Annotated in this window: 18 protein-coding genes and 1 tRNA gene; 4 read left to right on the plus strand and 15 right to left on the minus strand. The window is 48.2% G+C overall.

Going from position 1 to position 20,043, the window contains the following annotated elements; genetic code table 11:
- Positions 1 to 4: 4 nt before the first annotated feature.
- From prfB to xerD, 4 genes are all read right to left on the minus strand, one after another.
- A protein-coding gene (prfB, locus tag AC1HDJ_RS00275; RefSeq protein WP_479536287.1) for a peptide chain release factor 2 occupies positions 5 to 1,103 on the minus strand; the annotation gives its coding sequence in 2 pieces (ribosomal slippage) (positions 5 to 1,027 and positions 1,029 to 1,103; 1,098 coding nt in all).
- A gap of 106 nt (positions 1,104 to 1,209) precedes the next feature.
- A complete protein-coding gene (recJ, locus tag AC1HDJ_RS00280; protein WP_479536289.1) occupies positions 1,210 to 2,937 on the minus strand; it encodes a single-stranded-DNA-specific exonuclease RecJ in 1,728 nt (575 codons plus the stop codon).
- 161 nt (positions 2,938 to 3,098) lie between these two features.
- On the minus strand, positions 3,099 to 3,800 hold the full coding sequence (gene dsbC / locus AC1HDJ_RS00285) for a bifunctional protein-disulfide isomerase/oxidoreductase DsbC (protein WP_479536291.1): 702 nt from the start codon (positions 3,798 to 3,800) through the stop codon (positions 3,099 to 3,101).
- Positions 3,801 to 3,923: 123 nt separating this feature from the next.
- Positions 3,924 to 4,820, minus strand: coding sequence for a site-specific tyrosine recombinase XerD (xerD, locus tag AC1HDJ_RS00290; protein ID WP_479536293.1), 897 nt, complete (start codon positions 4,818 to 4,820; stop codon positions 3,924 to 3,926).
- Between the two features lie 89 nt (positions 4,821 to 4,909).
- Between xerD and fldB the strand changes: the two genes are divergently transcribed.
- A complete protein-coding gene (gene fldB / locus AC1HDJ_RS00295) occupies positions 4,910 to 5,428 on the plus strand; it encodes a flavodoxin FldB (protein ID WP_479536295.1) in 519 nt (172 codons plus the stop codon).
- Positions 5,429 to 5,515: 87 nt separating this feature from the next.
- On the opposite strand, the gene brnQ is transcribed toward fldB, so the two are convergent.
- A complete protein-coding gene (brnQ, locus tag AC1HDJ_RS00300; protein WP_479536297.1) occupies positions 5,516 to 6,826 on the minus strand; it encodes a branched-chain amino acid transport system II carrier protein in 1,311 nt (436 codons plus the stop codon).
- A gap of 270 nt (positions 6,827 to 7,096) precedes the next feature.
- Positions 7,097 to 7,879, minus strand: a complete 783-nt coding sequence (locus AC1HDJ_RS00305; protein WP_479536299.1) for a tRNA1(Val) (adenine(37)-N6)-methyltransferase — start codon at positions 7,877 to 7,879, stop codon at positions 7,097 to 7,099.
- Between the two features lie 114 nt (positions 7,880 to 7,993).
- Between AC1HDJ_RS00305 and srmB the strand changes: the two genes are divergently transcribed.
- Entirely contained in the window at positions 7,994 to 9,406 is a 1,413-nt protein-coding gene (gene srmB / locus AC1HDJ_RS00310; protein ID WP_479536301.1) for an ATP-dependent RNA helicase SrmB, read from the plus strand.
- A gap of 170 nt (positions 9,407 to 9,576) precedes the next feature.
- On the opposite strand, the gene AC1HDJ_RS00315 is transcribed toward srmB, so the two are convergent.
- The 3 genes from AC1HDJ_RS00315 to AC1HDJ_RS00325 form a co-directional block, all read right to left on the minus strand.
- Positions 9,577 to 10,083 carry an alpha/beta family hydrolase gene (locus AC1HDJ_RS00315; RefSeq protein ID WP_479536303.1) on the minus strand — a complete coding sequence of 169 codons (507 nt, stop codon included), beginning with the start codon at positions 10,081 to 10,083 and terminating at the stop codon, positions 9,577 to 9,579.
- A gap of 132 nt (positions 10,084 to 10,215) precedes the next feature.
- The gene (yaaA, locus tag AC1HDJ_RS00320; protein WP_479536305.1) at positions 10,216 to 10,992 is read right to left on the minus strand and encodes a peroxide stress protein YaaA; all 777 of its coding nucleotides are present in this window, start codon (positions 10,990 to 10,992) and stop codon (positions 10,216 to 10,218) included.
- A gap of 238 nt (positions 10,993 to 11,230) precedes the next feature.
- Positions 11,231 to 12,676 carry an alanine/glycine:cation symporter family protein gene (locus AC1HDJ_RS00325; RefSeq protein WP_479536307.1) on the minus strand — a complete coding sequence of 482 codons (1,446 nt, stop codon included), beginning with the start codon at positions 12,674 to 12,676 and terminating at the stop codon, positions 11,231 to 11,233.
- Between the two features lie 560 nt (positions 12,677 to 13,236).
- Here AC1HDJ_RS00325 and tal point away from each other — a divergent pair.
- Together tal and AC1HDJ_RS00335 are read left to right on the plus strand one after the other, a co-directional pair.
- The gene (tal, locus tag AC1HDJ_RS00330; protein WP_479536309.1) at positions 13,237 to 14,190 is read left to right on the plus strand and encodes a transaldolase; all 954 of its coding nucleotides are present in this window, start codon (positions 13,237 to 13,239) and stop codon (positions 14,188 to 14,190) included.
- Between the two features lie 210 nt (positions 14,191 to 14,400).
- On the plus strand, positions 14,401 to 14,583 hold the full coding sequence (locus AC1HDJ_RS00335) for a DUF3545 family protein (protein ID WP_479536311.1): 183 nt from the start codon (positions 14,401 to 14,403) through the stop codon (positions 14,581 to 14,583).
- A 203-nt stretch (positions 14,584 to 14,786) separates the two neighbouring features.
- Here the strand turns inward: AC1HDJ_RS00335 and AC1HDJ_RS00340 are convergent.
- From AC1HDJ_RS00340 to AC1HDJ_RS00365, 6 genes are all read right to left on the minus strand, one after another.
- Positions 14,787 to 14,862 (minus strand) — tRNA-Ile (locus AC1HDJ_RS00340).
- A 125-nt stretch (positions 14,863 to 14,987) separates the two neighbouring features.
- On the minus strand, positions 14,988 to 15,593 hold the full coding sequence (locus AC1HDJ_RS00345; RefSeq protein ID WP_479536314.1) for a TRIC cation channel family protein: 606 nt from the start codon (positions 15,591 to 15,593) through the stop codon (positions 14,988 to 14,990).
- An 89-nt stretch (positions 15,594 to 15,682) separates the two neighbouring features.
- Entirely contained in the window at positions 15,683 to 16,498 is an 816-nt protein-coding gene (gene btuF / locus AC1HDJ_RS00350; protein WP_479536316.1) for a vitamin B12 ABC transporter substrate-binding protein BtuF, read from the minus strand.
- A gap of 62 nt (positions 16,499 to 16,560) precedes the next feature.
- A complete protein-coding gene (locus AC1HDJ_RS00355; RefSeq protein ID WP_479537164.1) occupies positions 16,561 to 17,505 on the minus strand; it encodes a cobalamin biosynthesis protein in 945 nt (314 codons plus the stop codon).
- A gap of 53 nt (positions 17,506 to 17,558) precedes the next feature.
- A complete protein-coding gene (gene mtnN, locus AC1HDJ_RS00360) occupies positions 17,559 to 18,260 on the minus strand; it encodes a 5'-methylthioadenosine/S-adenosylhomocysteine nucleosidase (RefSeq protein WP_479537166.1) in 702 nt (233 codons plus the stop codon).
- A 362-nt stretch (positions 18,261 to 18,622) separates the two neighbouring features.
- On the minus strand, positions 18,623 to 20,038 hold the full coding sequence (locus tag AC1HDJ_RS00365) for an FAD-dependent oxidoreductase (protein WP_479536318.1): 1,416 nt from the start codon (positions 20,036 to 20,038) through the stop codon (positions 18,623 to 18,625).
- Between the last annotated feature and the right edge of the window lie 5 nt (positions 20,039 to 20,043).

Raw genomic sequence — 20,043 nt, forward strand, 5'->3', positions numbered from 1 at the left:
TTCCTTACAATCCGGCTTTTAAACTTGCCTCAATAAAGCGATCTAAATCACCATCCAATACAGCTTGCGTATTGCGATTTTCGATTCCTGTGCGTAAATCTTTAATACGGGAGTCATCCAGAACATAAGAGCGGATCTGACTGCCCCAACCGATATCAGACTTGGTGTCTTCCATCGCTTGTTTCTCAGCGTTTTGCTTTTGCAGTTCCAACTCATAGAGTTTGGCTTTTAACTGCTTCATACACTGATCTTTATTCTTATGCTGCGAACGGTCATTCTGACACTGTACCACGGTGTTGGTCGGTATGTGTGTAATACGTACCGCAGATTCTGTCCGGTTTACGTGCTGCCCACCTGCACCCGAGGCGCGGTAAACATCAATGCGCAGGTCGGCCGGATTAATATCAATATCAATATTGTCATCAATTTCCGGATAGACAAATGCAGAGCTAAATGAAGTATGGCGACGGCCACCCGAGTCAAACGGGCTTTTGCGTACTAAACGGTGAACGCCGGTCTCGGTACGTAACCAGCCGTAAGCGTATTCACCGCTGATCTTGATGGTTGCGCCTTTAATACCAGCAACATCACCATCAGACTCATCCATCACTTCGGTTTTAAAGCCTTTGCTCTCTGCCCAGCGCAGATACATACGTAGCAGCATGCTGGCCCAGTCTTGTGCTTCTGTACCACCAGAACCGGCTTGCAGATCAAGGTAACAATCTGAACTGTCATTCGGGCCAGAGAACATCCGGCGGAATTCAAGTTTTGCCAATTTCTTTTCCAGCTCGGCTAACTCGGCAACGGTTTCGTTGAAGGTGTCTTCATCTTCAGCGTCAACTGCCAGCTCTAACAGGCCTTCAACATCTTCTAAGCCCTGATCCAGATCATCAATGGTATTGACGACAGCTTCTAAGCCAGAGCGCTCTTTACCCAATGCTTGCGCACGGTCAGGCTCATTCCAGACATCAGGTTGTTCTAATTCCGCATTAACTTCTTCTAGACGCTCTTTTTTAGCATCGTAGTCAAAGATACCCCCGAAGGGTGTTGGTGCGTTCGCTCAGGTCTTGAATGCCGTTTTTTACAGGATTAATTTCAAACATAGTGATTCGCGTCTTTACTCGTTATTTTGGCCAAAACACTTGGAGTCTAGCGGATTAACGCCCGAAGTTACAAGGTCAGTTCATACTCATCGCGCTTCTGGTCTAATCATAATGCTTCGATATGCTCAACCAACAGTTGTAAGTTCCGGCTGCCACGAAATTCATTAATATCCAAACGGTATGCAAGCCGAGCTTGTCGTACTGAAGGATCGGGCCACAAGGTGGTATCAACATTAAATGCAATCGCATCAAGCATCGGGCCACCCGCTACCGGTTCAAGCAACATTTTCAGGTGCTTATCACCTACTCTGCGCTGCTGCAGTAAAGTAAAATCGCCATCAAACAGCGGTTCACTAAACCCTTGCCCCCATGGGCCTGCTTGACGCAGCATCTCTGCGGTTTCCATCGTCATCAGTGCAGCCGGTAACTCGCCATCACTCCAGATTTTCCCCTGCAGTGCCGACTCATCTAACCACTCGGTGACAATCTCGGCAAAACAGTGCTGAAAACGGGTAAATTGCGCTTCATCTATCGATAATCCGGCGGCCATTGCATGCCCGCCAAAGCGCTGAATTAATCCTGGATTTTGCGAGTCTAATCGCTCCAGTGCATCGCGCATATGTAGGCCAACAATCGAGCGGCCCGAACCTTTCAAAATACCCTCACCTGCCGGCGCAAATGCAATTACAGGTCTATGAAAACGTTCTTTAATACGAGATGCTAAAATTCCTACCACTCCTTGATGCCACTCTGGATGAAACAGTGCAAGCCCACATGGTAACAAATTATGATCTTGATCTAACTTTTGACAAAGATTTAATGCTTCTTGCTGCATACCCTGCTCAATTTCTCGCCGGGTTTGGTTTAATGCATCAAGATCACAGGCCAACTCACGGGCCGTTCCCATGTCCTCACACAAGAGTAATGTCACGCCGATTGACATGTTATCCAGACGTCCTGCTGCGTTTAAACGCGGGCCCAGTGCAAAGCCTAAGTCACTGGCGACTAATTGGCGTGAATCTCTGTTAGCAACTTCCAGCAGTGCCAAAATTCCCGGTCGACAACGCCCTGCTCGAATGCGGTTTAACCCCTGCCAGATCAGCAGGCGATTATTAGCATCAAGTGGCACAACATCGGCAACACTGCCCAGCGCCACTAAGTCTAGCAGTTCCGCCAGATTAGGCTCACTGATCCCCCTGCGGGAAAACCAGTCATCGGCCCGTAAAGCAGCCCGCAGTGCCAGCATCAGGTAAAAAGCCACACCAACACCGGCCAGTGCTTTTGAGGGAAAACAACAGCTGTGTAAATTCGGGTTTACGATGGCATCGGCATCGGGCAGCGTAGTACCTTGCAGATGGTGATCGGTAATCAACACCTGTATTCCGCGCGCATGGGCTTCTTGCACGCCGCTGTGCGATGAAATGCCGTTATCCACCGTCATAATCAACTCTGCACCCAGAGCTTGTGCCTGTATCACCACTTCTGGGCTAAGACCGTAACCATCTTCAAAACGGTTCGGCACTAAAAAATTCACCCGTTTTGCCCCCAGCGCACGCAATGCCAATACGCTGAGCGCGGTGCTCGTTGCACCGTCAGCATCAAAATCACCCACAATGGTAATCTGACGATCCGCATAGATCGCCTGCTGTAAAAGCTCGGTTGCCTGCTCAATGCCCTGCAGTTGACGGTAATCAAGCAAATGCTTGACCGAGCGATCTAACTGCTGCAGAGCACTGACGCCACGGCAGGCGTAAATCTGACGTAAAAACGGCGGAGAGACCTCAGCCAGATGTGAATCATCTACCTGCGGACGACGGCAAATTTCAGTATTCATGGTGTTCCTAACAGCATAACGATGCAAAAAACGGCGCAGAAAAAGCACAGAAATGGCGGATAAACAGAGGTATCAGGCATGTAATTTTACCCGTACAACAACACTAACCCACAGGTTATCGCTACTGTACGGGTAATCAGGCATGCAACGCTAATCGAGCATTACTTACCGGTAGCGCTGAGCACTTCAAGCAGCGCTTTAGGGTCACGATAACCCGGCAGCATATCGCCATTTGGTAACAGCATAGCCGGCGTACCTTGCACACCAAACTGATGGCCTAGCATAAATTGTTTCGCCACAATGGAGTCTTTGCTGTCTTTAGCTGGTGCAGGTTTACCGGCAAAAGCATCAGCAAATGCCTGTTTCGGGTCAGCCGATGCCCAGATCCCCGCCATTTCATTGGCGGCATTTGAACCGATACCATAACGCGGGAATGCCATATAACGAATGGTGATCCCCAGATCATTGTACTCTTTCATTTCATCGTGCAGTTTACGGCAGTAACCGCAGGTAATGTCGGTGAACACGGTGACCACATATTTTTGGTCTTTGGCTTTGTAGACAATCATCTCTTTGTCGAACTTGGCTAGCTCTTTCATCAGCAGTTGATTGGTAACATTCACCGGCTGTTTTCCGCTCAGTTGAAACATTGGGCCTTGCAGCACAAATTCACCGTTGTCACTGACATATAAAACCCCATTTTCGGTCAGCACGGTTTTCATGCCCGCCAGTGGTGAGGCTTGGATTTCTGGGTTTTCAATACCTAGCTCAGTCAGTTTGGTTTTGATGATTTGTTCATCTGCATGTGCGACACTAAACGCAAACGTGGTCAGCAACGCTGCTAACGTCAAAGTTTTTTTCATGAGTTATCCTATTTTATTGTATGCAACGTTCGATTATACGTAATACGTATACTGTCATTATACGCATTGTGTGATTGAAGTATCATTGAATACCCTAACTCTACTGTTACTGAAAATACGCAATTATGCTCTGGGGTGATGCTGTTCATGCAGCTGCTTTAGGCGTTCAGTGGCCACATGGGTGTAAATTTGCGTAGTGGATAAATCACTGTGACCCAGCAGCATTTGTACCACCCGCAAATCAGCACCGTGGTTTAACAGATGCGTTGCAAAAGCATGGCGCAACACGTGTGGCGATAACTTTTCAGCATCAATTCCAGCAACCACGGCATAGTGCTTGATACGGTGCCAGAAGGTTTGCCGCGTCATCTGTGTGCCGCGCGAGCTTGGAAACACCACATCAGAAGAGTTGTCTTTGAGCAACGTTGGCCGCCCGTAAGTCAGAAACTGCTCTACCCAGTAGAGTGACTCTTCCCCCATCGGTACAAGCCGCTCTTTATTTCCTTTACCGACCACCCGAATCACCCCTTGTCGCAAGCTCAGGCAATCCATCGTCAGACCGACCAACTCAGAGACCCGCAGGCCTGCGGCATATAGCAGTTCTAACATTGCTTTATCACGCAATTCAATGGTCTGTTCCGGATTTGGTGCTGCCATCAGGTATTCAACCTGCAATTCACTAAGATCTTTTGGCAAGCGAGCCGGTAATTTGGGGGATGAAAGCGCCACACTCGGGTCATCGCTGCGCTGTTTTTCACGATACAGATACTGAAACAGCCGGCGCATTGCACTAAGCATGCGGGCCGAACTGCTGGCTTTGTAACCCTTATCCAGCCGCTCGGCCATAAAGGCTTGCAGCTGATCAATTGAAGCGCTCAGCAGTGAGCTTTTCTCACGTTGTAGCATTTCAAGCAGTTGAGCAAGATCGTGCCGATACGAGGCCAGCGTATTTTCTGATAAATTTCGCTCTAACCACATCGCATCTAAAAATTGTTCAACTAATTGCTGATCTTGCTGCACTCGATCCCCTTACATTACAAGCCTAAAATAAGCATAGTGACGATTTCTGGTACACTGAGCAGAGATTACATTATCACAGGATATCTGGCATGAAATTTGGCTTATTTTATGGCTCAACCACCTGTTACACCGAAATGGCAGCAGAGAAAATCCGTGATGCAATAGGCGCCGAACTGGTTGAACTACACAATGTAAAAGAGACCCCGCTAACACAGATGCGCGATTATGATGTGCTGATTTTAGGGATCTCCACCTGGGATTTTGGTGAACTACAAGAAGATTGGGATGCCATCTGGCACTCGCTCGATAATCTTGATCTCTCCGGAAAAATCATTGCACTGTACGGCCTTGGTGATCAAATAGGCTACGGCGAATGGTTTCTTGATGCGATGGGGTTATTACACGATAAATTGCTGACCAGCAGCGCACAGCTGATCGGTTACTGGCCGGTCGACGGGTATACCTTTACCGCATCCAAAGCCCTCACTGCTGATAACCGTGCTTTTGTCGGGCTAGCGCTTGATGAAGAGAATCAATATGAACTTAGCGATGAGCGAATTGTAGACTGGAGCGGGCAGATTTTGCTGGAAATTGAAGCTCTACTCTGACAGATAAACAAAAAGCCACCTCACAGTGATCCCCTAAGAGTCACGATGAGATGGCTTTTTAATCAGCACAACAACATACGCCTATTATCAGGCTGTTTGCGCTTCACCTTCACTTTCACGGCTTGGCAGCATCAGTGCAATCGCTAGCGCAATCAATGTTGGTAACACCCATGCCATGCTCTTATCAAACAGCGGCAGGAAGTTCATTACCGACAGATTTGCACCCGCAGCAACCGCCGCATCCATAAGGCTAAATACCAGTGCCACACTCAGCACCAAACGGTAACCCAGTGCCGGATTTTTTAACCACGGGCGGGCAAATGTCAGCATCACTAAGCCAACGGCCAGCGGATACAGTGCATACAACACCGGTACTGACAGGCTAATCAGCGTACTCAAGCCAACGTTAGCTACCACGGCACAAGTCACACCCAGTGCAATCACCCACTGACGATACGAGAACGAGGTCAGGCTTGAGAAGTAATCAGAACAGGCACTGATCAGGCCAACTGCGGTTGTCATACAGGCCAAAATCACCACAGTAGATAAAATCCACTGACCCGGCTGACCGAACAGCGCTTGTACATAGGCCGCAAAAATAGCCCCACCGTTATCCAAACCACCGGCGATCGAGCCCGATGTTGCGCCCAAACGGAACAGCGAAATATAGACAAATGCCAAACCTGCTGCCGCAATCAAACCAGCAATGATGAGATATTTGCAGGTGACTTTGCTGTCAGTGATCCCCTTACTGCGAATAACATCCACAATCAGCATACCGAACATCAGCGCGGCAAAGGTATCCATGGTGTTATAACCATCCAAGAAACCTTTGGTAAACGGTGAGTGAATATAGTCACCCTGCGCCGCCTCTACCACACCTTGCGGAGCAACCACCACGGCTACCGCCAGCACGGCTAGCAGCAGGAACAAAATCGGGGTCATCACCTTACCAATGCTGTCAATCAGTGCACCACGGCTCCATGACAGCATCATCGCCAGAACAAAAAACCCGGCTGTCATCAGCATTTGTGTTGTGCCATCGGGTGCGCTGAAATAGGGCTTCATTGCCATTTCATACGCCACCAAACCAGTACGTGGTGCGGCAAACGCTGGGCCAATCACGATAAACAAAAGTACCGATGCAAATGTACCAAACCCTGCTGGCAGATCACGGGTCATATCTGGCAAACCACCACCGGCACGTGCCACGGCAATAATTGAAATCAGGGGCAAACCAACGGCAGTGGCAAGAAAGCCAAGGGTAGCGTACAGAGAGTGATCACCGGCCAGCTGACCTGCCAGCGGAGGAAAAATAATATTTCCAGCACCCAAAAAGAAGGCAAATGTCATCATGCCCAACCCCATTACATCTTGCCATCTCAATGCTTGTTTCACGGCAACACCTCTTAACTTAGCAATATCTGTCAGTACATAACCGGTATAAAAACTACAAATCGGGCGGAGTAAACCACACGGTCATACGCGCTATACGTTATGAAATCCGGTTAATGTGAAAATGTTAGGGCAAAACAGAGGATAAATTCTGCACGGTAGCAGGGCTTTATTGCCCTGTATTGCGGTTGAATAATTGTTAATCAGAATAACCCGCTGGAGACTTTGCACTAAAAAGCATCATCTATGATCGATACTGACAGCGCAATGCACTCAGAAAAAAAGGTAAAAATCTTTTGTTAGATCGCGATAATCGCAGTGATAAACTCCACCAATATCGTTAATTACCAGTTTTTTATCCTGCCTATCTTGTCTGACAAATCCAAATTCCAGCAGAATACGTTGTGCTTTTTTCCCTTCACGGCTAAAAACGGCTACGGCCTGATAGCAGAACAGACCAAAATTCTGTGCTAATGCGCATAGGGGTTCAGCAACATCAAACGGCAGAACCAGACACACGCGGCCGGTTGGCGCTAATACACGACAAGCACTCTGCAACAGCACTTCATGGCTGAGTGTATCGGTATAACGTGCTGCATCTCTGGCACTATTACGGCAGGCTACGCCAGATTCAAAATAGGGGGGATTAGAGACTACCAGATCAAATTTCGGCAGATTATGCTGCGAAAATTGCTGAATAGACTGGTTAAATAACCTGATTTTATGCTGCCAGGGTGAGGCGGTAATATTCTGCTGCGCTTGCTCGGCTGCAGTATTGTCAAGCTCAACTGCCGTAATCTGTGTATCAGCAGGGGTGCGTTGTGCTAACATCAGTGCTATCAGGCCGGTTCCCGATCCGATATCCAGAATCTTTGCCGCGCCGTTTATTGGCGACCACGCACCCAGCAGGATCCCATCCGTTCCGACTTTCATGGCGCAGCGATCGTGTGCCACAAAAAACTGCTTGAAGGTAAACCCGTTACGCGCCAGATTGCTGGTCGCTTTTTTGGGCGTAATTTCAGCATTGTTATTGAGTAAGGGTGGCTTATCAGACATGGCATCTCTCCGCAAAAAGGTTGCCAAGCATAGGCGAAATGCAATTAAGCGTGAAGAGGCGTGAAGCAAAACGCCGGCAAGGTTATAATCCCCCCCTCGCATAAGAGGTGAACCATGGTAGCGACACAATTTACAGAATTAGATCTCGACAAACGTCTTCTGGCCGCACTGAAAGATAAGGGTTACGAACGCCCGACTGTCATTCAAAGTGAGACCATTCCAGCCGCCATGGAAGGGCGCGATGTCATGGGGTCAGCCCCGACAGGTACGGGTAAAACCGCTGCGTTCTTGTTGCCTGCAATTCAGCATTTGCTGGATTACCCACGCAGAAAACCAGGTACACCGCGTGTACTGGTACTCGCCCCAACACGTGAACTGGCAATGCAAGTGGCTGACCAAGCACGTGAACTGGCAGCACACACCAATCTGGCAATTGCAACCATTACCGGTGGCGTTGCCTATTTGAACCATGCTGAAGTGTTCAGCCAAAATCAGGACATCGTGGTTGCCACCCCAGGGCGCTTGCTGCAATACATCAAAGAAGAGAACTTTGATTGCCGTGCGGTTGAAATTCTGATTTTTGACGAAGCCGACCGCCTGCTGCAAATGGGCTTTGGTCAGGATGCTGAGAAAATCGCAGCAGAAACCCGCTGGCGTAAGCAGACCTTCTTGTTCTCTGCAACGCTTGAAGGTGATTTGCTGACCGATTTTGCCGATCGCCTGCTCAATGATCCCATTAAAATTGAAGCCGAGCCGAGCCGCCGTGAGCGCAAGAAGATCCTGCAGTGGTACTACCGCTCTGATGATGTAGAACACAAAACCGCGCAACTGGCACACTTGCTCAAGCAAGAAGATGTCACCCGTACAATTGTGTTTGTACGCAAACGTGAACGTGTGCGTGAGCTGGTTGATGCTCTGCATAAGCACGGTATTGTGGCCGGTTTCCTTGAAGGTGAAATGGCACAAACCCAGCGTACCCGTGCGATTGATAAGTTGAAAAACGGCGAAATCAGCGTACTGGTTGCAACCGATGTTGCTTCACGCGGTATCGATATTGATGATGTCAGCCATGTGTTCAACTTTGACATGCCGCGCACCGCTGATGCCTATTTGCACCGTATTGGCCGTACTGGCCGAATGGGCCGTAAAGGTACGGCTATTTCACTGGTTGAAGCGCATGATTTTGATCTACTGGGTAAAATTACCCGTTATATCGATGATCCGCTCAAGTACCGTGTGATTGATGAGCTACGCCCGAGCACCAAAGCGCCAAAGCATGAAGGCCGCCGTGGTCCATCGAAAAAGCAAAAAGAGCGTATCAAAAAGAAACGTGCTGATAAGCTGGAACAAAAAGATACCGAGAAAACTAAAATCCGCCATCGGGATAAAAAGAATATCGGTAAGCGCCGTACAGCCAGCAACGAAGCAAACGTAGAAGCCAAGCACAAGCAGGATGCTGCTGCTAAAGCTGCGCACAAACGCGAACAAGCTGCCAAACGTGCTGCAGATGACGATTACGACGATTAATCGTAAAAGTGTCTGAACTGCCATAAAAAAGCCCATTCTGGGCTTTTTTTTGTTTCTGTATTTTATTATGAACTATGTAATAACAACACAGCCCTGATTCAATCTAAAATATTTTGTTGTGATTTTCTAACAAAATTCCCAGCCAGAAAATCAGCGCATCAAGCATCCCGCTATTTTGACGATAACCATGCAGAGATAAGCGAGCCCAATTCGGAGACATCGGAATACAGATGATCATAACCCTGCACCTCGATGCACTGGCAACGCTGGCTGTTTACCGCCTGTTTAACCACAGAGAAGTGCCCGAATGGGTCACTATCCTGCTGAATAATCAGCAGATTAACCTGATCATTTTCTGATAGTTCACGCAGCTTTACTTTATCCGCATCAGAGTACAAAGAGAGAGCAATACCGATAAAAACGATATTTTTCACTTTCAGTTTATCCAGTGCTCGCAGTGTAATTAACGTACCAATCGATTTAGCAACCACGGTATCAAATTCACCGGCAGGTACATATTCCACTTCTGCGGTAACGTTAAACTCTGCAGCCGGATGCTGCCATGCAAGCAACGAATGAGTAGTCAATTGCAGATCAGGCAGGCTAACGGCATTTACAACCTGATTAATCCATGTCTTAGTTGCAGGTATTTTTCCCGGAACAGCAATAACATTCATATTATACGCAACCTATGCTCAACTTTAATTCGTTGGTCGTTGTATATCGGTGTTGTTTAATATTAATCCTATTACCAATGTTCCCCTGTAATAAAGCATGTTTAAGTGTGTCACCCTCTGTTTTATCCGTGATTAATCTTGATGCTCACGTTTAAATACCGGTACAGTTGCAGTAGAGTCGGCTTCTGAGTAGTAATAACCCTCTAGTGCAAAATCAAGCAGTTGCTCCGGTGCTGTTAATTGTTGCTGAATAATATAACGGCTCATTAACCCGCGGGCTTTTTTCGCATAAAAGCTAATAACTTTATACTGTCCATTTTTTTGATCTAAAAAGACCGGTTTAATCACAGTCGCATGAAGCTCACGCAGCTTAACGGCTTTAAAATACTCATCAGATGCTAAGTTAATCAAAATATTATCGCCCTGATCTATTAACGCCTGATTTAATGACTCAGTAATACGGTTTCCCCAAAACTGATACAGATCTTTGCCTGCCGGATTAGCCAGTTTAGTGCCCATCTCTAATCGGTAAGGTTGCATCAAATCCAAAGGGCGTAATACCCCGTATAATCCCGACAAAATACGCAAATGTTGCTGCGCGGTATCAAAGTCAGCCTCTGAAAAACTCTCAACCTGTAAACCAGTGTAAACATCGCCCTTGAATGCCAATAGCGCTGGGCGGGCATTGTCTGGCGTAAAATCAGGCTGCCATTCGGCAAAGCGCGCCGCATTGAGGCCTGCCAGTGCATCGCTGATCTTCATCAGTGAACCAATCTGTGCCGGTGTTAGATCACGACACAAGCTAATCAGCGCAGCGGAATCTTGCAATAATTGTGGCTGGCTGTAACGTTCAGTGGCTAGTTCAGAGGTGTAATCAAGCGTTTTTGCCGGAGAAATAACTGTCAACATAACTGCCGTATCCTTATGGTTGTTATCGGCCAAACATTAAAACAGACATTAAAAGAACAGATGCCCGCGGTAAACACAGGAGATAACATCTTTACAGAATCTGCAGTTTATCGCGTTCAGACAGCAAAAAGCCACGCTCAGGTTGTAGGCAACACTGGCGTGGCTTTTCAGTGGTAGAGCGGCCAATCAGGGTACTGCACTGCAGCCCCCTGATATTGGCCAAAACGTTAACCGATAATTACTCTGCCATTTTTCTCAGTGCTTCAGGATCATCCCAAATTCCGGGCTCTAACTGGCTGTGCAGCTCAGGATACTTACGGACATCAAAGACCGGCAGCTTTCCTGAATCAAGTTGCTCGTTATAATCTTTTGCCAGCTTAATCGCAGTGCCTGAAAGCAGTAAAATAGCAATTAGGTTAGTTAGTGCCATCATTCCCATTGAGATATCAGCCATTGCCCAGACCATTGGCAAATCAGCCAGCGTACCAAAAGCAACCATGCCCAGCACTAAGCAGCGGAACAGCGCCAAACCGGCAGTGCTTTTGTGCTCAAGGAAAACTAAGTTGGTCTCGGCATACGCATAGTTGGCAATGATTGAGGTAAAGGCAAAGAAGAACACTGCAACAGCGATGAAAATTGCACCCCAGTCACCCACCGCGGTAGAGAGCGCGCGCTGAGTCAGATCAATACCGCTCATGCCCTGTGCGGTCTCCAGCGTACCGGAAGTCAGGATAATCGCCGCTGTTGCTGTACAGATAACGATAGTATCCATAAAGACACCTAGCATCTGTACATAGCCTTGCGAGGCCGGATGTGGCGGGTATGGCGATGCCGCAGCCGCCGCATTAGGTGCAGAGCCCATACCGGCTTCGTTCGAGAACAGGCCACGTTTTACACCATTAATCATTGCTTGGCTGATGGTATAAGCCAGTGCACCGGCCGCCGCTTCTTCCCAGCCAAACGCACTGCGGATAATCAGCATGATAACATCCGGCAGCTTTTCGATATTAATCCCGACCACATACAGTGCCAGCAGCAGGTAAACCAGCGCCATCACCGGTACAACCAGCTCAGCAACTCGAGCGATTGTACGAATTCCACCAAAAATGATGATTGCGGTTAAGACCACCAATCCAGCACCAACGGCAATTTGCGGAACGCCAAATGCCACGTGCATGGCTTGTGCAATCGAGTTTGACTGTACGGCGTTAAATACCAAACCAAAGGCAATGATTAAAAAGACCGAGAACAGCATACCCATACGGCGCATGCCCAGACCTTTCTCCATGTAATAAGCCGGGCCACCGCGGTAGTTCCCTTGTGCATCTTTGGTTTTATACAGCTGTGCCAGTGTGCTTTCGACAAAAGCCGTTGCCATACCGATAAAGGCTACCAGCCACATCCAAAAAATTGCACCCGGCCCGCCGAGTGTGAGTGCAACGGCAACACCGGCCAGATTACCTGTGCCAACACGGGCAGCCAAACTGGTACACAGTGCCTGAAAAGAGGAGATCCCTGAGGAATCAGAGCGGCGGCTTCGGCGTAAAATTGAGAACATGTGGCCAAAATGACGCACCTGTAAAAAACCTAACCGTAAGGTAAAGTAGATACCCGCGCCCAATAGAAAATAGATCAGCACCGATCCCCATAAGAGATCGTTAATAAACGAGATTAAGGCATTCACAGCAAATCCTCAGCAAAGAAAAAAGTTAACTATTAATTAAAAATTATGAATATTATTATGTATGCTCTGATAAGAGCTTATGCCGTACTACTCTGGCTATCGGCGAAAGCTAAGCGTACGATATTATTTTGCCGTTGAACGTAAACAGGGTAACGGTGTACCGATAAAAAGGTCAATTTGCAATTTAGAACCAAACGTTTGCGCAAAATAAACATACCATACACTGCAAATTGTTACAAAGATCACACACAATAGACCCCGAAGTAAAAAAGCTTGCCCTTACCCAAGATCTGCCTGCGTGCTATTATCAGATGCCAACAAGGAAGGGTCTGCACTCAACGTAAACACCGAATTTCATATTTCCATATTAAAACACTGCGTTATATGTTTATCACGTTGCTGACAAGATCATGCAAAGTGATTCATTATGTAATGAGTGTGTGGATAACGATAAATTCACCAGTTTAGGTTTGGTGTGATGAGCGGCAGACGTGTTCTGAAATGGCCCGGGGATCGACACTTCCGGTATATTTAAACACACTAACGTCGAGAAAATACCAATGGCTGATAAACTCTCTGCTCTACGCAAACTCACTACAGTTGTCGCTGATACAGGCGATATCGAAGCCATCAAGCGCTACCAACCGGAAGACGCGACCACCAATCCATCATTAATTCTCAATGCTGCACAAATTCCTGATTATGCTCCGTTGATTAATGACGCTATTGCTTATGCTAAAGCACAGAGCAGTGACCACTCCCAGCAGATTGTCGATGCTGCCGATAAGCTGGCCGTCAATATTGGTTTGGAAATTCTAAAAACAGTGCCGGGCCGTATTTCCACAGAAGTGGATGCCCGCCTCTCTTACGATACCGAAGCCAGCCTAATTAAAGCCCGCAAACTGATCCGCTTATATAATGAAGCAGGTATCAGCAATGATCGTATTTTGATCAAATTAGCCTCTACATGGCAGGGAATTAAAGCGGCAGAGGTTCTGGAAAAAGAGGGAATCAACTGTAACCTGACACTGCTGTTCTCTTTCGCGCAAGCGCGTGCCTGTGCAGAAGCCGGCGCATTTCTGATCTCTCCGTTTGTTGGCCGGATCATGGATTGGTACAAAGCCAATACCGAAACCAAAACTTTTGCACCACACGATGATCCGGGCGTGATCTCGGTAACCAATATTTATAACTACTACAAACAGCATGGTTATAATACGGTGGTCATGGGCGCAAGTTTCCGCAATATTGGCGAGATCACTGAACTAGCCGGTTGTGACCGTCTGACCATTGGCCCGAACCTGCTGCAAGAGCTAGCAGAGGCTGAAGGTGAGCTGCCGTGTAAACTGGCTTATCAGGGCGAGATTTTGCCGCGTCCGGCCGCAATGACCGAGTCAGAGTTCTATTGGCAGCATAACCAAGATCCAATGGCCGTGGAAAAACTCGCCGATGGTATCCGTAAATTTGCCGTAGATCAGGGTAAACTGGAAACCATGATTAGCGCGCGTCTGTAATCTTCCGATACAACGCAAAGTGCACAGCAGAAATTGCTGAAAAACAGTGCAAAAAGGTGCGTATTACGCGCCTTTTTTATTGCCGAAAAGGGCACTGATCACACACTCAAAAATATTTCACTTCTGCTCAACAAAACCGTCATTAACTTATTCTATTTTTAATATTGCTGTGCTATTACCAATATAGATTAACCACGTAACGAGGTGACCATGGAAGGGTATTTCTTCGACGAAACTGAAATCAGTGATAAGGCTTCACGTGGAGGGAAACAGCAGCAAAAAAAACGGAAGTGGCGTGAGATAGAAGCGTTAAAAGACAAGTATCGTCTGCAACGTGAGCTAAAAAATATCGATATTCTCAATGACTATGCGCTGGAAGAGTTGCGTTTGTAGCAATATCACAACGCAATCACTGATTAACCACTAACTTATCCGCCACTTAACAAGGGCCGTTTAAGCGTTACGTTAAGATTGAAGTTCGGGTTTAGTCGCTAAGATACACGGCAGTTTTTGATGTAAAGTGGCATTTATGCTGCCAAAAACAGCAGAAAAACAAAAGGGCTCAGCTACATATGCAGCTAAGCCCTTGTTTTATTTGGTGGCCCCACCCCGGTTTGAACGGGGGACCAAGCGATTATGAGTCGCCTGCTCTAACCACTGAGCTATGGGGCCGAATGAGCGCAATTATAGGGAATCACAACCGATGCGTCTACTACTCATCGTACTAGTTGCTGATTTTTAATACAACAAAATCAAAAAACGCGTTTATAAGCTAATGTTATTCATACAAATCCTACTTAATCAATTCTGAATGTAGGTAATTTTAAGTGCCAGCGAATTGCCGCCAAGCGAATACCTAAAGTAGCAAACAGCCCCAATAACATCGCCGTTTGGGAGGCCATACCATACTGTAAAGCACAGGTATGTAAGATCCCCCCTACAATACAAGCGGTTGCATAAATTTCAGTACGTAATACCATCGGCACTTCACGTGCCAACACATCACGGATAATACCGCCGCCAACACCCGTAATCACGCCCATCACCACTGCAACCATCGGCCCTGCGCCATTGGCCAGTGCCTTATTTACGCCGATACCCAAAAATACCGCCAAGCCAATAGCATCCAATACGGGTAAAATCCACCATGCAATGTTGCGCGGGCGCCGTACCAACAGCATAGTCAGTGCACAGGTAACAAAAATTACCACCAAATAGAAAGGGTCGGTGATCCAAAACACCGGCCCGGCATCCAGCGCCATATCACGGATAGTACCGCCGCCAATGGCGGTCACCGCCGCTAATACCACGACACCAAAAGGGTCCATTCGCAAACGGCCAGCCAGCAGTACCCCCGAAATTGCAAATACCGCCGTGCCTAACATGTCGAAAAAATACAGCATGTGCTCGTTGACTCTCATTGTATCGGTTAAAAATCAGGAGCGGCGATTTTAGCGTTTGCGTAACGGCTGGCAATGGGATTATTAAAAAATCATGATGCAGGTGATATTTTTGCCAGCGCCTGACAAATCTGTTGTGCACCTTGTACCATACGTGGCCCGTTCCGGCTGAGCAGAGCTTCATCAACCGAAATCACCGGCACATTGAGCATACTTCCCCAGTATGCCCGCACCTGTTTGGCACTGTCGGCCGAACCAGGAAGGAAAATGACATCAGGCTTACGCAGTAAAACCTGCTCTCGGCTGATTTTCGGCCAGCTGATACTGCTATCGGAAAAAATATTCTTACCGCCACACAGTGCTACAATCTCTGACTGTAGCGTACCCTTTGCTGGGGTAAACATCGCCTGCGTGCCGTACTGGATAAAAACATTCAGCGGTTTTTCCCGCGCATACTGTTGGCGCAAATCGGCCAACTGCGCGCGGATCTGCGCCGCGCTTGCACGGGCCACAGCCGGTTGTGGGCTATCTTTGGCCAGCACATCCAGCTCGCTGGCCAGATCATCGAGTGTCAACGGGTTAATGTACAGAACCCGAATACCCAACTGCTCTAATTGGTGCAATGGCCGGGCCGGATTCCCTCCCTTCCACGCCAGTACCAGATCCGGTTTTAACAGTAAAATCCGCTCAATATTGATACCCCGGTGATCGGCAACCCGCTCAAGTTGTTGCGCCGCTGGCGGGTAATCAGAGTAGCTGCTGGCTGCCACTAGCGCATCGCCCATACCGGCGGCATAAGCAAACTCAGTGCTTGAAGGCGATAATGAAATAATCCGCTGCGCACTGTGAACCGGCAGCGCAGATAGCAGCGCGCAAAACACAAGGCTACAGCGCAATATACGAGCCATCAGCACAGCACCTTTACACGCCGTGAAGTGTGCTTGAATCTCAGAACAACATTGCTTTTGCATTACAGCAGTATCCATAAAGAAGTTAAGCTCAGCACAACCAAAGCACGCCACTGTAGTTGCCGCACAAGCACCAACAGTTGTGCTGCCTGTATACTGCTTTGCCCGCCCAGTGTCGGGCGGCTGACACGAACTCCCCGATAACGCAGCGGCCCGCCCATGGCAATATTCAGCCTTAACCCTGCTTGCGTATAGAGCGCACCTATTGGGTAGTAGGCCCACCCCTTGGCCTGCACGTGCATACGCCGCAAGCGCAAGAGCATATTTTTTCCGGGGATGAAAAGCAGCACAAACAAGAGCGTACCCGGTAGCTCGGCCAGTAAAACCAGTGCCGCAGAAAAACGGCCAAAATAGTGAAACTGCGGTTGTAACGGTGACCAGACCCGTGCCAGCAACTGGCACAAACGGTACAACAGAGCGGCAATGCCGCCCCCGAGCGCAAACCAAATCAGCACATGAATAAGGCCGCGTAAATAGCCCTGCAGCAAAGTTTCAGCGCCTGCTTTACCCAGCCCGAGCAGTGAAAGCGTATCTGTATCACGTTGCACACTTTCAGCTAATAACGTTCTGGCAGTATGCTTTTGCTGCAGATGCAGTGCTTGCCTTAAGCGCTGGTTATCCGGCCACACACGGGCCCAATCAAATGCCAACCAGAGTAACAGCAGATTAAACAGCGCATCTGACCATACCAACACCGCCAGAGCCAACAGCATAATCGCCATGGGAATTAACAGCAGTAAAGTGCTTAACATGCCTGCCAGTTGCTGCTGAAAAGGGGGATTATCAGCATGCAAAACCCGCTGCTGTAAACGCAAGGCAACGATAGTTACCCCCTGCCGTAACACCTGTGCGGGCTGCGCAAGAAACAAGTGCAATGCAATTCCACCCCACAAAATAAACAACGGGCTGAATAATACGAACCACTGCATTGCATCTGCCGGTAACACGTTTGCCAAGTTAATACCTGCTATCGTTGTGTAACCGGCATAATGCGCTGAACTTAGTGGGTAGGCACTAATTCAGTCAGCATCGCGGCTACAATTTTAGAAGATTGTTCTGCGGCAATCGGTAAAAACGTATCAAAACTCATGCTGGCTTCTTTATCAGCCACATCAGAAATTGCCCGCACCACCACAAATGGCAGCTGATACTGATGACATACATGCGCAACACCGGCCGCTTCCATTTCAACGGCGGTCACAGCCGGGAAGTTTTGCTTGATACGGGCCAGATTCTCTGCGCCATGAATGAAAGCATCACCACTGCACACCAATCCTTTAACGGCATGTAACCCGTTGGCTTGAATGCTGTTTTGTGCAGCGTTAATCAGCATTTGATCGGCGATAAATGCTGCCGGACAATTTGGCAACTGCCCGATGACATAACCAAATGCAGTCACATCAGCATCGTGGTAACGAACTTCTGTTGAAACAACGATATCACCGACATTCAGGCCGCTGTCTAACCCGCCTGCTGATCCGGTGTTGATAATGACATCAGGTTGAAAATGCTCAATCAGCAGGGTTGTTCCGAGTGCAACGGCAACTTTACCGATCCCCGATTTCAGCAGCGCTACCTCCACGCCGTTGAGCTGACCGCTGTAAATTTCACAGCCTGCACGCTCAAAGGTCTGCAGGTTGCTAATCTGACCACGTAAAATGGCCACTTCTTGCTCCATTGCACCAATAATGCCAACTTTCATGCTGTTTGCTTTCATGTTATCCACGCTAAATTTTTGCCTGTACCCTGTATTGCCCGACAGTATATTGACCAATATATTCAGCACCGGATATTCACCGGCTGTATACAGATCAACAGTGGCCGACAGGCTCAACGGTAGGCGGTAAAAGTGAGGCCAACAGTATACCTGCTTTCAAACCGACAGCGTAAATCCGCCCATTTCGCCGATAAAAAAGGGGCAAACAGTGCGAATAACCACACCATTTTCCCCGTATTTTTATAACAATAACCATACTATAACGATCACTGCACTGATAACCGTGTCGATAACCATATCAACATAATGGCAATATTATCGGCCAGTTGAATGATCAGTGAGCTGATCTATACACCCAGATAATCCATGATCCCTTCAGCAGCTTTACGACCTTCTGCAATCGCAGTGACCACCAGATCAGAACCACGCACCGCATCACCACCGGCAAAAATTTTAGGGTGGCTGGTTTGATGGGCAAATTCACGATCAACGGGTGCAACAATCCGCCCTTTTTTATCTAATTCAACATCGTGTGCAGCCAGCCAGTTCATACTGTGTGGCTGGAAACCAAACGCCATGATCACTGCATCGGCCGGTAACACATGTTCAGATCCAACCACCACTTGCGGATGGCGACGACCGGCTGAATCAGCCACACCCAGTTCAGTACGCACAACCTTCACACCCGACGCTTGCCCGTTGGCATCAAGGGCAATACCTAACGGCTGCAGGTTAAACATAAACTCAACCCCCTCTTCACGCGCATTTTTCACCTCGCGTTTTGAGCCGGGCATGTTTTGTTCATCACGGCGATAAGCGCACACCACGTGTGCTGCTGACTGACGAATTGCAGTACGCACGCAATCCATCGCGGTATCACCCCCGCCCAGAACCACGACACGTTTTCCAGCCATATCAATGTAATCGGCAGGACTCGCCTCAAAGCCCATTAAGCGATGCGTATTGGCCACCAGATAAGGCAAAGCATCATACACACCGGCGGACTCTTCGTTTTCCAGCCCGCCGCGCATGTTCTGATACGTGCCCACGCCAAGGAATACCGCATCAAATTCAGCCAGCAGAGTATCAAACGGCAGATCTTTACCCACCTCGGTATTTAAGCGAAATTCGACGCCCATTCCGGTAAAGACTTCACGGCGGCGGATCATCACCTCTTTTTCCAGCTTAAAGGCCGGAATACCAAAGGTCAGTAACCCGCCAATTTCAGGGTAACGATCAAATACCACCGGTTTCACACCATTACGCACCAACACATCAGCACAGGCTAAACCTGCTGGGCCTGCACCAATAATGGCGACCTTTTTATCGGTATGCACTACGTGCGACATATCCGGCTTCCAGCCCATTTCAAAGGCTTTCTCGGTAATGTACTTTTCGATATTACCGATGGTCACCGCGCCGAACTCATCATTCAGGGTACAAGCCCCTTCACACAGGCGATCTTGCGGGCACACTCGCCCACACACTTCTGGCAAACTGTTGGTTTGATGTGCAAGTTCAACGGCTTCGAGTATCCGCCCTTCGTGAGCCAACTTGAGCCAGTTCGGGATGTAGTTATGTACCGGACACTTCCATTCGCAATACGGGTTTCCGCACCCTAAACAGCGGTCGGCTTGCGCGTTGACCTGCGTGTCGGAAAAATTTTCATAGATCTCAACAAACTCAATCTTACGAATTTTCAGCGGTTTTTTCGGCGGATCGACCCGCTGTAAGTCAATAAACTGATAGACATTCTGGCTCATGGCAT

The sequence above is a fragment of the Plesiomonas sp. ISS29 genome, assembly GCF_056522795.1.

What these genes read in the sequence shown, in the direction of transcription:
- recJ (WP_479536289.1), bottom strand. Translation starts at nt 2,937, where the DNA reads ATGAATACTGAAATTTGCCGTCGTCCGCAGGTAGATGATTCACATCTG.
- dsbC (WP_479536291.1), bottom strand. Translation starts at nt 3,800, where the DNA reads ATGAAAAAAACTTTGACGTTAGCAGCGTTGCTGACCACGTTTGCGTTT.
- fldB (WP_479536295.1), top strand. Translation starts at nt 4,910, where the DNA reads ATGAAATTTGGCTTATTTTATGGCTCAACCACCTGTTACACCGAAATG.
- AC1HDJ_RS00305 (WP_479536299.1), bottom strand. Translation starts at nt 7,879, where the DNA reads ATGTCTGATAAGCCACCCTTACTCAATAACAATGCTGAAATTACGCCC.
- srmB (WP_479536301.1), top strand. Translation starts at nt 7,994, where the DNA reads ATGGTAGCGACACAATTTACAGAATTAGATCTCGACAAACGTCTTCTG.
- AC1HDJ_RS00315 (WP_479536303.1), bottom strand. Translation starts at nt 10,083, where the DNA reads ATGAATGTTATTGCTGTTCCGGGAAAAATACCTGCAACTAAGACATGG.
- yaaA (WP_479536305.1), bottom strand. Translation starts at nt 10,992, where the DNA reads ATGTTGACAGTTATTTCTCCGGCAAAAACGCTTGATTACACCTCTGAA.
- tal (WP_479536309.1), top strand. Translation starts at nt 13,237, where the DNA reads ATGGCTGATAAACTCTCTGCTCTACGCAAACTCACTACAGTTGTCGCT.
- AC1HDJ_RS00335 (WP_479536311.1), top strand. Translation starts at nt 14,401, where the DNA reads ATGGAAGGGTATTTCTTCGACGAAACTGAAATCAGTGATAAGGCTTCA.
- AC1HDJ_RS00345 (WP_479536314.1), bottom strand. Translation starts at nt 15,593, where the DNA reads ATGCTGTATTTTTTCGACATGTTAGGCACGGCGGTATTTGCAATTTCG.
- btuF (WP_479536316.1), bottom strand. Translation starts at nt 16,498, where the DNA reads ATGGCTCGTATATTGCGCTGTAGCCTTGTGTTTTGCGCGCTGCTATCT.
- mtnN (WP_479537166.1), bottom strand. Translation starts at nt 18,260, where the DNA reads ATGAAAGTTGGCATTATTGGTGCAATGGAGCAAGAAGTGGCCATTTTA.
- AC1HDJ_RS00365 (WP_479536318.1), bottom strand. Translation starts at nt 20,038, where the DNA reads ATGAGCCAGAATGTCTATCAGTTTATTGACTTACAGCGGGTCGATCCG.